General features: G+C 60.2%; 9 protein-coding genes. 2 read left to right on the top strand and 7 right to left on the bottom strand.

What is annotated here, in order from left to right:
• Window positions 1-47: 47 nt before the first annotated feature.
• Window positions 48-1190, top strand: coding sequence for an acyl-CoA dehydrogenase family protein (locus D3871_RS24705; protein WP_119771777.1), 1143 nt, complete (start codon window positions 48-50; stop codon window positions 1188-1190).
• Between the two features lie 60 nt (window positions 1191-1250).
• On the opposite strand, the gene D3871_RS24700 is transcribed toward D3871_RS24705, so the two are convergent.
• From D3871_RS24700 to D3871_RS24690, 3 genes are read right to left on the bottom strand one after another with little or no spacing between them, the layout of a single operon-like run.
• Complete coding sequence (locus D3871_RS24700) at window positions 1251-2846, bottom strand: sensor domain-containing diguanylate cyclase (RefSeq protein WP_158598046.1); 1596 nt, start codon at window positions 2844-2846, stop codon at window positions 1251-1253.
• Window positions 2847-2859: 13 nt separating this feature from the next.
• Entirely contained in the window at window positions 2860-3288 is a 429-nt protein-coding gene (locus D3871_RS24695; protein ID WP_119771775.1) for a type 2 periplasmic-binding domain-containing protein, read from the bottom strand.
• Window positions 3289-3296: 8 nt separating this feature from the next.
• Complete coding sequence (locus D3871_RS24690) at window positions 3297-4556, bottom strand: hypothetical protein (protein ID WP_119771774.1); 1260 nt, start codon at window positions 4554-4556, stop codon at window positions 3297-3299.
• 228 nt (window positions 4557-4784) lie between these two features.
• Here D3871_RS24690 and D3871_RS24685 point away from each other — a divergent pair, with 228 nt between their 5' ends.
• A complete protein-coding gene (locus D3871_RS24685; protein ID WP_119771773.1) occupies window positions 4785-5933 on the top strand; it encodes a porin in 1149 nt (382 codons plus the stop codon).
• 246 nt (window positions 5934-6179) lie between these two features.
• On the opposite strand, the gene D3871_RS24680 is transcribed toward D3871_RS24685, so the two are convergent.
• The 4 genes from D3871_RS24680 to D3871_RS24665 form a co-directional block, all read right to left on the bottom strand.
• A complete protein-coding gene (locus tag D3871_RS24680) occupies window positions 6180-7664 on the bottom strand; it encodes an arylsulfatase (protein ID WP_119771772.1) in 1485 nt (494 codons plus the stop codon).
• A gap of 149 nt (window positions 7665-7813) precedes the next feature.
• Window positions 7814-9169: a DUF1329 domain-containing protein gene (locus tag D3871_RS24675; RefSeq protein WP_119771771.1), complete on the bottom strand. Its 1356-nt coding sequence runs from the start codon at window positions 9167-9169 to the stop codon at window positions 7814-7816.
• 11 nt (window positions 9170-9180) lie between these two features.
• The gene (locus D3871_RS24670; protein ID WP_119771770.1) at window positions 9181-10839 is read right to left on the bottom strand and encodes a DUF1302 domain-containing protein; all 1659 of its coding nucleotides are present in this window, start codon (window positions 10837-10839) and stop codon (window positions 9181-9183) included.
• A 429-nt stretch (window positions 10840-11268) separates the two neighbouring features.
• Window positions 11269-12750 (bottom strand): flavin monoamine oxidase family protein, encoded by a 1482-nt coding sequence (locus tag D3871_RS24665; protein WP_119771769.1) that lies wholly within the window; start codon window positions 12748-12750, stop codon window positions 11269-11271.
• Between the last annotated feature and the right edge of the window lie 12 nt (window positions 12751-12762).

The following is a 12762-nucleotide window of genomic DNA, read 5'->3' as shown; positions in this document are numbered from 1 at the left end:
AGAGAACCGCCATGCTTGATGCGATTAGCCCGATTTAAGAGGAAAGAATGAGTGATACAACAGCAGCATTCCTGAGCGAACAGGAAGTCATGATTCGCGATTCCGCCCGCAAAGTGGCGATGGAAGTGGTGGCGCCGACCGCCGCCGAACGCGACCGCACCGGCGAATGGCCGCGCGACGAATTGAACGCCGTGGCCGAACTCGGCTTCCTCGGCATGTTGATTCCGGAAGAATATGGCGGCGCCGGTGCAAGCTTCGTCGAGTATTGCCTTGCCATCGAAGAATTCGCTGCTGTCGATACCGGCTTTGCCACGCTCATCCACGTGCACAATTCCGCCGGCTTTGCCATCGCCAAGGACGGCACCGAGGAACAGAAGCGCAAGTACCTGCCGACACTGGCTTCCGGCGAAAAGATCGGCGCCTTCCTGCTGACCGAGCCGCATGCCGGCTCGGATACCGCCGCCTTCCGCACCACGGCGCGGCGCGACGGTTCCCACTACGTTTTGAATGGCAGCAAGCAATTCATCTCCAACGGCAACCACGCCGGCGTCGGCATCGTGCTGTCGGTCACCGACAAGGCCGCCGGCAAAAACGGCGCCAGCATGTTCATCATCGATCCGAGCGAGCCGGGTTACACCGTGACGCGTGTGGAACACAAGCTGGGCCAGCGTTCGGCACATGTTGCCGCAATTCAGCTGGAAGACTTCCGCGTGCCGGTGGAGAACCTGGTCGGCGAAGAGGGCAGCGGCTACAAGAAAATCATGAGTGGCTTGTCCGAGGGCCGTGTGGCGATTGCCGCAGTAGCTATCGGCACCGCGCGTGCGGCGTTGGACGCCGCGGTGCAATACGCAAAGGAGCGCGAAGCCTACGGTGCGCCGATCATCAAGTTGCAAGGCGTGGCTTTCGATCTCGCCGGGATGGCAACTAAAGTCGAAGTGGCACGCCAGTTCATGATCCATGCGGCGCGCCTGTGCGAGGCTGGCATTCCCTGCGGCAAGGAAGCCTCGATGGCGAAACTGTTTGCCAGCGAAATGGCGGAAGAAGTGTGCTCGGATGCGCTGCAAGTCCATGGTGGCTACGGTTACGTCAATGACTTCCCGGTCGAGCGGTATTACCGCGATGTGCGCGTAACCAAGATCTACGAAGGCACCAGCCATATCCAGAAGCTGATCATTTCGCGCAGCCTCTGATACACCTGAACGTAACCTGAACATATCTAGGGCGTGTCATCAATTGATGACACGCCCTAGTCACTCCGAGCCAACGATCGCATCGGCATCGGCATCCTCCGGATGCATGCGATAGGTATTCTTCCCCGCCCGCTTCGCGCGATACATCGCCTCATCGGCTAGCTTGAACACGGCGTCCTTGTCCGCTGCCTCTCGCGAGAAGGCGATTCCTATGCTGGCGCCGACCTTCGCCTCGACGTCGCGGCCGATACGGATAGGCGCAGCCAGCGAGGCGATGATCTTCTGCGCAATGCGCTCGACGCCCTCCCGCGGTATCGGCGATTCAAGGAGGATGACAAACTCGTCGCCGCCAAGCCGGCCGATAAAATCCGATTTCCGGACCGTGCTCTCGAGCAGCCCGGCGAAATGGCGCAGTACCGCGTCGCCAGCATCATGGCCATGCGTGTCATTCACCTGCTTGAATCCGTCCAGATCCATCAGCATCAGGATATAGGGTTCGCCACTATCCAGTGCTGCCCTCTCGGCCAGGTCCGCCAGCTTCGTTTCGAAGGCGAGCCGGTTCGCAATCCCGGTCAGTCGGTCGGTCATGGCGAGCCGGTTGGCCGATTCTTCCGACTTTTTCCGCTCGCTAATGTCGTTGATCAGGCCCTGCAGCATTCCTTCTTCCACGGGGTTGAGCACCAGGCTGATCCATCTCGGCTCGCGCCCTCCGGAATCGATGCGCACGTCCTCGGCAACCACGCGGTTCTCGGTGAGCGACCTGGCAATGATTGCATTGCCGCTTTCCATCGACATACCCAACAGGACGGGAAGCGAGGTCTTTGTTCTGTCGGACAGGTCTCCTTCCTGGATACCCAAGGTACGTACGAAAGCGGGGTTATACGAAAAAATATAGCCGTTCTTGTCGATGACGAAGATGCCCGTTTCGGCATTCTCGAAGATCGTGCGGAATCGCTTTTCCTCGCGCTCGCGCCATATGCGCAACTCCCGCTCCTGGTGCAGGGTCTTGACGAGGCTGGTGATGAGCGCATTGACATCGCCGACCATGCGCGCAATTTCGTCCTTGGCATACTTGCGCGACAGTTGCAGTCTGGCCCCGGCTTCCACCGGCAGGCGGTGCAGCTGGTCGGAGATGGTCTTAATCGGCTCAATGACCCATTTCCACACGCCGATCACCACCGTCAGGCCCACGGCCGCGGCCTGCATCAGGAGCAAGTAGACGATCAGGCGTGAACTTCGCGACACCTGTTCTTCGATGACCGCCTCGTTGGGCTCCATCACGATCTGGCAGATCGGCTTTGAGGCATCGAATGGCGAGGTGATCGTGCGACGCAGACCGCTGGTGCCCGACGGTCGGCCTTCCTGCGCCAGCACCGTTCCTTCTTCCACGATGATGACGCTCTTGACCACCCGGTTCTTCATCAGACCGCGGCTCACTTCCGATGCCAAGTTCTTGTCCTGCAGGAAGCAGCTGATGCTGACCGTGCTTTCTACGGTCTTGAGGAGTTCGTCCAGGTGCGCTGCTGTCTGCAACCGCTCGCGGTCATTGAGCAAGGACAGCGCGACGACGGTGAAGAAGACGCCAACCAGCAGCACGACCAGCACCACGCTCACCGTGGTACGGAACACCAGGCTCGTGCGGAACAATTGCAGCATCGGCATCCTCCGCTCAGTTGGTCAGGTTGAACACGGCCTTGACTTGCTTATTCAGCTTCTTCCGGTCGATGTAACCGATGGCCCCCTTGCTGGAGGCGACGATCTCGACGACCTCATCTTCGCTTTCGGCCTGGCGCGGCGGCGATCCCTGGCCGGAAAACATTACCCGTGCCCAGTACGAATTGACTTCGGAGAGCTTTTTCCCCACCAAGGACGCATAGAACTGTTCCTTGGCGGCTGGCGGCCCGGCCAAGTCGACGGGAAGTGCCGTCACGCCCGACGTGAGCTTGCGTTGCCTGCCCATGAAGATGCTGATGACTTCGTCCTTGCTCAGTCTTTCCACCCCGCTGTTGGGGTTGACGATAATGACGTAATCCGCGGCCGCGGCAAAGCCGCTATCCAGGGCTGCGATGCAGAGAAGGAAGGAAAAAAATACTCGCATCGCCGGCCCTAGAAGATAAAGTCCACAGCAACGCTGAACAGGGTGGCCCGGCCGCGCCAGTCGGCCGGTTGGGCATTGGTCCACAGTGTGTTGTTGCGCACATGAACACTGTCCAGCTGCACCTTGAAGGCGGCGTTGCGCGCGAAGTCGTAGCGGACACCAACAGCCTGTGTCGTCTGCGAGGCCGCAAGGCTCGGATGCAGGCGGTCGAGCCAGGCGACGAGCGGCGCAAACGCGCCTGCCGGCGGCAGGCCGCTGCTACGCGGGCTGCCGCTGGGAGAAATCGCTGACAAGGTGAAATAAGGCGTCCAGTCGCCCTTGCGATAACCCAGCGTGATGTATCCCGCCTTAAGGTCGGGATAGGCGCTGCTCACCGCCCTGATGCGCGAAACCATCCCCTGTGCCTGCCACGGCCCATCCTCGTACACGGCACCGGCGGACAGGAACCGGATCGACTTGCCGGTCAACGCGATGTCGTCGGCAAACGCACTGCTTGCCGAACCGCTCAGGGCGTTCGCAATCGGCGATCTCAGAATGGCCAGAATCGCGTCGCCGCCGGGGGCTTCCTCCGTGATCTTGATCTGCGCGTACCCGAGGCGATAACGCCACTTGTCGGACTGATACTCGGCGTGGACGCCGAACAGCTGCGTCTTGCTCCAGTCGTAGCTTCCAGTCTCGCCCAGCAACTTTTCCTTGGGGCGGCCTGCATAGACCTTGACCTTTGCTTCGGCGCCGTGAAAGGCGTGTTTGAAAACCAGGTCCGCACCGTCGAAGTAGGTAAGTGCCCAGGGACTGAAGAAATCGACCGGTGGACGCACCCACAGGTAGGAATAGCCGACGTTGCGGGAATCGGCCAGCATGTATACATCGAACCCTAGCCGTCCGACGCGCGCTTCCGTATGCTCGTCGTGCCTGAACTTCGCGAACGCCCAAGTCACTTCCGGCCGGTAGGACTTGTCCATACGGCGGTGGGCGACGATCTGCAGCATGCCGCTCAGGTCGCGCTCGGGAGCGGCGTCCAGCTGTACCCCAAGGATGGAGTCGGTTCCCAGATCCAGCCTGCGCGTCCGCCCCGCGCCTTCCGGCTGCAAGAGGGTCCGCACGTAATCGGCATCGTCAACAGTGTTATAGAGAGCGCCGATCGTGCCGAAACCGCGCAATGTGAGCAGGCGTTCGTCGTTGTTGATGTCTTCGGCAAAACCGGTAAGCGGAGAAAGGATGCATCCAAGCAGTGATACGAGGATTGTTTGGATGACTGAATTTTTCATTTCTTTGCTGAAATTAAAACAGTTGCTAACATGCAACAACGTTTTTTCTACCACGGTTATCCCATACCTTTCGCCTGCACCAGTGGCGGCGAATGCATCAAGGCGTCATGAATAAATATGGCGTTAACATAAAATCAAATCATCTGGACGGCTACCTCCGTTTCGGGGGGGTAACATTTGTCCCTACCCCTACCGCAATTTACGAAATATTCTTGAAAGACAGAACAAATGAAAGAGTCGATTTCTGTAGTTGCCATTCTCGGAACGTTTACCGGTGCCGCTTGCGCCCAAACGACCATTTCCGTTTATGGCAGCGTCGATCTCGCCGTGCGCCACCAGACCAATGTGGTCGCGCCGCCCGACCTCGGCACCCCGGTCGGATCCGCGACGGCCATGGTGACCGGTTACGACTACATCAACCGTCTTGGTTTCAGGGGTGTGGAAGATCTGGGTGGCGGATTGAACGCCCGCTTCAATCTTGAAGCAGGATTCGTCCCTGATACTGGCTCGCTGGACAATGCCGCCGGTCGCTTGTTCAACCGTAGCGCGACGGTGGGCTTCGGCGGCCCCTGGGGCACGGTCGACATCGGCCACCAATACAGCGCTGGGTACAAGACCATGGCACCCTACGATGCACTGAGCGCCAGGTTGCCTGCCGTCAATCCCACCGTTTTTCTGGCGCCCGGCGGCACGACGCCGGGTTGCCGGCCCATTACGGCCGGCGCTTGCGCGCGCTTCGATAACGACATCCAATACACCGGCGTGTTCGGCGGTTTGACGCTGCGTGCCGAATACGCATTCGGCGAGGCGCCGGGCAGCGAAAAGACGGGCAGCGCAGCCGGCATCGGCGTCAACTACGCGCAGAGTCCGTTCTTGATCGGCGCCACTTACACGAAACAGAAGGCCGGCAACGCCATCCCCCCGAATCTGCCGGCATTCCCGAACTACCCGGGTATTGCACTGGATGCCGACAAGATCGACTACAGTTTCGGCGGCGCCTACAACCGCGGCCCGTGGCGGCTCGCCGTCGGCTACGCGGAACACAAGGCCGACACGATCGGTGGCGACACCACGATCAAGGGCGGATGGGCAGGCGTGACCTATCACTTCTCGCCGGCGTTCTCGCTGACCGGCGCGTATTACCGGGTGAAATTGTCCACGGTGGCGCTGCCGGTGTTCCGGCCCGACGGCAAGGAAAAAGTCGACGTCGGTGTTCTTGTCGCCCGCTATGCACTATCCAAGCGAACCAGTCTATATGCCGAGCTCGATCGCAGCGACTGGAGCAACGGCGCCAATTTCGCGCGCAAGACGAACGCCGCGGAGGGCTTGGGCGTGACACAGGGCGCTGTTGCCATCGGTATCACGCATTTGTTTTGAATACGCACCCCCCATGACGTCACATCGGCATGCATGTTCGCTGGAAGCCATTGCCTGCGTTCAGCCGGACCATGTACCGAAGCAGCTTATACCAATCCCAACCCATAACTTGACATGACACGACATCGCGCCTTTTTCCGGGGGTGCCGACCGCCTGCCTGCGTCGATCAGTCAAAGAATTGGTAGTGTCAGTCTGCGCCACGCGACATTCAAAATCGGCAAATCGTGTGGCGCGACAATTCGATATCACGGCTTCGTGGCAGGCGGTTGAGGCGATTGAGGCGGTTGATATGGATCGGGCGTCCCCATTGGAATCAATGGATATTTCTTCACGCTGGCTTCGAAGGCGCCGATCATCTTGAGCATGGGGCGCGTCGCCCAGCCCGCAGCCATATCACGCTTGTTCTCGTCTTCTTGCGGATTGGTGTACAAGTCCACCAGGAGCGGTACGGACAGCTTGGCGGCAGGCGAGACCATCGTGTCCTGTTGATAGAAATGCAGCTTGTAGTTGCGCCACTTCACCGCCTGCAGGCGGTTATCGACCCAGATCAGGATACCTTCGCGCGCTGATTTGCCGATCTTGCCCATAAAGAAAGCCGACTGATCCATGCCGTCGATCGGACGGTCGTCCGGCAGCCTGGCGCCGGTAATCCTGGCCAGCGTCGGGAACAGGTCGACCCCGTGCACGATCTCGTCGGACACGCGCGCAGCCGGAATCTTGCCGGGCCAACGAATCATGAAGGGCACGCGGATGCCGCCTTCCCATGCGGTGAAATAATTGCCGCGCCACGGACCGGACCAACCATCCCACGGCTTCATGAATTCCGCGCCGTTGTCGCTGGCAAAAATCACAATCGTGTTGTCGCGAATCCCCAGGCGATCCACGGCATCGAGCATCTGTCCAACGTTGTCGTCCATCTCGGCCAGCATGTCGGCCCAGTCGCCGTGGCCGGTCTTGCCGGCGAACTTGGGATTGGGCAGCGTCGGCATATGCGGTTGCGTCAGCGAGGCAAAGGCAAAGAACGGCTTTTTCGCCTTTGCCTGCCGTTCCATGAAGGCGATCGAACGCCGCGCGAGGTCGCCGTCCATCAGCCGGCGCTGCTCCACGTCATAGACCCTCACCTCATTGCTCTTCTCGCCCTTGCGTCCTTCCAGGATCGGTTGCCCCGGCGTGATCTGCGGCGAATAAGCGGGCGTAGTCGCGTACAACACCTCATGCGTGGTGCGCGGGATGCCATACCATTCATCGAAGCCCTGGTCGTTCGGCAGACGGCCGTTCTCGCTGCCGAGATGCCATTTGCCATACAGCGCGGTCGCATACCCGGCGTCCGACAGCGACTCGGCCATCGTCACTTCCCATTGCGTCAGGCCTTCTGCCATGCCGCCGTAAGGCACGGCATACGTGCCGGAGCGAATTGCGTGGCGCCCGGTCAGCATGGAAGAGCGGCTGGGCGTGCATTGCGGCTCCATGTTCATGTTGGTCAGGCGCAAACCTTCGCCGGCGAACTTGTCGATGCGCGGAGTCGGCGCGCCGCGCGTGGCGCCGCCGCCATAGACGCCCAGTTCGCCGTAGCCGAGGTTATCGACGAGGATGAACAGGATGTTAGGTTTCTGCTGTGGCTGCGCCGATACGGGGGCAGCCTGAAGCGTGCTTGTTGCCAGCAATGCGGCAGAGACCAGTTTGGCCAGGATGCCACCGGCGGACGCCTTCACAGTTTGAGTATCCTTCATCGTTATCTCCTCGTGCACTTGTGTTGCCGGCCGAGCCGGGAATTGGAATAAAACATAGTGCAAAAGTGCGTTCCGCGCACTGATGCCATAGAGCACCAGCGCGCGGAACGCACCTTGCGTTACTTTGCGTTACTTCATGCCGCAGCGTTTTAGCGGATACCCTTGCCCGCCAGGTTATCGGGACTCCAGGACGATGCCGGTTGCAGCATGTCTCCAATCCTCATGCCGCCCGCGCCGGGCCAAGTGTTGAGGTAGTAGCTGCCGGCGATAAGGTCGTAATGGCCTGCGGTCATGTTGCTCGGGGCCGGCACGTCATAGTTCTGGACCTGGTACGCAAAGCCCGGGCGCCACAATTGGCCGCGCCCGTCATACTGATCTACGGCGATGATGTTCCAGCTGTCCTCATCCACATAGAACGTGCGGCGCGAATAAATATGGCGTTGTCCTTCCTTCAGTTTCGCATCGACCACCCACACCCGGTGCAATTCCCAACGCACCATATCCGGGTTGATGAACTTGGCCTGCAAAACGTCTTCCGGCTTGTCGGTGTAGGTCAAGCGATAGGTGTTGTACGGCACGTACATTTCCTTCTTGCCGACCAGATTGAAGTCGTAGCGGTCCTGCTTGCCGTTGAACAGGTTGACGTCGTCGATGGTCGACATGCCGGCCGTGCTCGAATTGGGCGCGTCGTAGGCAAGATCCGGCGCCAGGCGCACCCGACGCTGGCCCGGCAAATAGGCCCAGGCACGAGACTGGTTGGCCGTGTAGTCCAACGGCTCCACCATCATCAGCCCCTCGCCGTTACGGCGCGCCGGTCCAGTGTAAGTGACACGCGCCCGATAAAGCACCGAGCGGTCTTCCGCCTTTTGATCGTAGTACGGGAAATCCTGTGTCCATACGCCTTGTGCGGACAGAATGGTTTTGCCGGCGCTGTCGACGTTCCAGGCGCTGAACTTCGGAATCACGATCGCCGTGCCCTGGAAGCTTGACAGATAGTTATGCATGACTTCATTGCCGTTCTTCGGGATCGGGAATGGAACGCCGGCTTGTGCGCCATGCATGGAAAGGCCATCGTCGGAGCTCTTGGCGCGAGTCGCGTTCTTGGCCGTGTTATCGAGAACCCACTTCGGGAGTGCCGCGGTACGGTGCGTCTTGTAGACGTCGACGCGATAGCCAGAGTGGGTCTTCATCAAGGCTTTCGTGCCTTCGGTGAGCTTGTCGGCATACTGCGCCATATTCTTCGCATCGATCGAGAACAAGGGCTTTTCGCCGGCGAATGGATCGGGGCGCACGGCGCTGCCTTTGGTGAAGCCGGCTGGTGCTGTGGTCAGGCCGCCAGTGTATTCCGGAATGGTGCCGTCCTTGTTGCCCGCTTTTTCTGCGCCGACAAGCGTGAGCGTAGTACCCAGCTTCTTCGCTTCCTCCGCAGTCACGGCAGCGTGCACGGCATCCATCTGCGCCGCCAGCAAGCCGGCAGCAAGCATTGCTTTAGTTAATTTCGTCATGTTCTCGTCCCTTAGAATGTGGTCTTGAATGTCAGGTAAACCGTGCCGCGGTCCTTGACGGCGGCATTGCCGCTGGCGGTGACGACTGCGCCGTCTTCCGTCCGGTACGGTCCGAAGTAATCGGCATACTGCAGGTCGAAGCGGTACTTGCTGTAGACGTCCAGACCCAGCCCGATCGAATAGCTGCCGCTATCCTTGTTGCCGCCACCGAGTACCACCGAATTACCCGACAAGCCGCGCGAATAGGCGATCGGCATCGACAAATCCGCACCCGGGAACACTTGGTACCACTTCGGTGTGAACTTCAGGCCGATCCCCACATAATCCTTGGTTGCCCTGTCGATATCCGTGTATGCGGCGCGGCCGGTAAAGATGTCTTGCGGATCGCTCGTCACCGACAGCAAGCGGGTCCAGGAAAGTTCGGCGATCCAGCTCGCGCTATCGAACACCGGTGTTTGCTTGATCGAACCAAGTGCATTCAACACGCCGTGCAGCGTCTTGCCGCGCGGAGCAAGCGTTTGGCCCAGTGCAGGCAGTTCCGCATTCGAGAAGACGAGTGCGCCCTCGTTATTGAGCGGCATGTTCTTGCGGTAGTTCAGGTCCATGCCGACGCTCACACCGGCGATCTGCTTGGACAGGCTGAAGCCAACCATGTCGACATCTGCGGCATAGTTGGTCAGGTACTCGCCGGTGGCCATATTCACAATGAGTTGCGGCATCTTGTCGGCGAAGCGGCGCACGTAGAAGCCCGCCGTGCCGTCCAGCCATTGCGGACTCCAGCGTGCTGCCAGGCCCCATTCGCCGCGGTTCTTCGGCTCGATGGTCTTTCCTTGCGTCAGCGAGAATCCTGGTCCGAGAATGTACGATTCCCCGCCACGCAGCAGCGGATCGATGTCCATCAAATAGCTGCCGGATTCCGGAAACCGGTTTTCTTCCCACTTGAGGAAATATTGGCCGGCCAGTGACAGTGTCGGCGTGGCCTGCAGCGTGCCGGAAATCTGTGTGATGGGGCGGAACAATTCCTTGGCCTCGACCCCGGGGGTGGACAGGCCCTTGCCCAGGTCCAGCGGCGCCTGTCCGTAGGCGATGCCGTTCACCGGGTCCAGCAGGCTCTCGCCCCAGTACACCGTATGCCGTCCCGCGCGCACGGTCATCGGCATGGTGCCGAGATCGAAGGATCCGAACAGGAAGGCATCGAGCCATTCGCCGGACGGTCCCTTGAAATAGCGCTTGGTATAGTTGGACAAACCCAGGGCCGGCGCGCCGTTGAGCAAGTGGTTGGAAGTGGCGACGCTGGTGTTGTCGAACCCGCCCGAATACGCCTGGTCATACCAGCCTGCGGCCGACACGCGCGCGCCAAAATTCTCCTTGTACACGATATCGAGTTCGGTCAGCAGATCGAGGCGGTTGGTGACCGCGCTGCCCTTGCCGAAATTGCGGTTGCCGTCATCCTTGTTCGGATTTGCCAGAATCGCTGGGTCTTGCGCTTCGACGCGCTTGCCGAAGTTGTAGCGGACCGTGTTGTCCCAGTGGACCTGGAAGTCCTCGTTGCCGGTATCGATCTGGAAGGCGGCGGCGCTGCCGCACACGCCGGCGCACAGTGCAGCTGCCGCCATGACGAGGGCGGTGCGGCGAAGTGTGCCGAATCGGACTTGTTTTTTGTTGTTCATTCACGTCTCCCTGGAATTGCTTGTGGATTGTTTTTGTCTGCCGCGTGGATGCGGCTGGGCATCCTGCTGGTTTTCCTAATGTTGTGTACTGAATTCCTCCCTTTACTGCCGTCGCCGCGTCAACCTTGCAGGCATGGGTATCTACACATCTCCATCCTTCGCTCGCGTGCGGGTGACTGTGTGTATTTTTTTTACCAACCTAGCCCCGTCGTTCCCGTGAAAACGGGAACCCATAAGCCGGTTGCAGAATCCGTTTCCTTCCATACCAGCGCTGAACCGCGAACTCACCATGGGTCCCCGATTTCTCGGGGACGACGGGGGTAGAAATACAGAAAAATTCAACTCAAGCGCCCGCCTGCGAGCAAAGCCTGGAGATGTGTAGCTACCCATGCCTTGCACGGGTAAGGAGCACAGATCATGAAGATCGAATCAGCCGAGCCGTGCCTTGACGCGAACGGCCGCGCCCATGCCGGCACCGATCGCGCCATCGATGAAGCCGCGCCATCCCTCGCCGTGATCGCCCTGGCCGAAGACCACCCGGCCGCGATCCTTCTGGAAATGAGGAAGGTATTTTTCGAACCAGCCCGGCTTGTAGTCGCACCAGGTGCCCTGGCTGTAGGGATCGTCCGTCCACGGATTGAAATGGACTTGCTCGACGACCGCCTCCGGGAAGTAATCGCGCAGCGCGGCCTGCACCGCCGCCTTGTCGCGGTAGTCGATGCGTTTGGGATCGGAGCCGAACATCGTCATGATGGTGTAGTCGTCTTCAGCCACATAGGTCGAGACGATCGGCAGCGGATGCGATGCGGGGCCCAGCGCAGTCACCTTGTTTTTCGCCAGACGTCCCTTGACCTTGATCATCAGTTTGATGCCGCAGCCCACATGCTTCTCGCGCCCGGCCTCGACCACCCGCGGGTCCAGCGCCGGCGTGAACTGGACGTTGTGCACCACGTTCATCGGCAGGCCCACGATCACGGCAGCGGCTGTATAACGCTGTCCGTTCACCGTGGTTACGACCACATGATCGCCACGGTCATCGACTGACTTGACCGGCGTCTTCAGACGCATCTCGAACTTGCCATCCTCGATCATCTTGTTGATCAGGCTGACCGTGCCATCCTTGAAGGTGTAGCGGCCGCCCGCATCGAAGAGCGCTTTCATATTGCCGCCCGGCAGAGCCCACCAGCGGCTGACTTCGACATACGCTGCCTGGCTGGCCGGGCCGTGCGACAAGCCCATTAGATAAGCTTCCAGCACGACCCGCTGCACCGGTGTGAGGTTCATCTTTTGCGCAGCATCCAGCGCGCTCAGCTTTTCGTGCTTGAGGACCTCCGGCAAGCAAAATGCTGTGTCGTACGGACGCTCCCAGATCGCGCTGGCATCGGCGAAATACTTGTTGAACGCGCCAAACACCGGGCCGAGCTGCTCCGGCTTGTCCAGCGTCTCGCAGCGCCCGTCGACCAGTACCTTGAGCGTCGTGCCCGGCTCAACGATCTTGCCTTTGGGCGTCTCGACCACGTCGAGCTGGTAGCGCTGCACTTCGGCCCAGACGAACGGCTGGGTCCAGTGAATCCAGGTGCCGCCAAGTTCAACTTTGTGACCGGCGAACTCGCTGGTGAAGGTGCGCCCGCCCAGACGGTCGCGCGCTTCCAGCAGCAGCGTCTTGTAACCATTCTTGGAACTGTCGCGTGCTGCCGTCACGCCGGCAAAACCGCCGCCCAGCACGATCACGTCGTAGTCGACGCCCTTGGTCTTTGCCTTGCGTTGCGCACCGCCTGCATTCGCCGCCGAGGAAGCTGTGCCGAGGACACCGCCAGCAGCCACCGCGCCTGCGCTTGCACCTGCGCGGCGCATGAAGTCGCGCCGATTGAAATCCAACGGCGTGTTGCTGTTTTGCTCTTTGTCTTGCATGTTTGCCTCTCG

The sequence above is a fragment of the Noviherbaspirillum saxi genome (genome assembly GCF_003591035.1).
GTDB classification, from domain to species: domain Bacteria; phylum Pseudomonadota; class Gammaproteobacteria; order Burkholderiales; family Burkholderiaceae_D; genus Noviherbaspirillum; species Noviherbaspirillum saxi.
The sequence above is the reverse complement of the archived record's forward strand: the minus strand, read 5'-3'. Positions and strand labels throughout refer to the sequence as shown.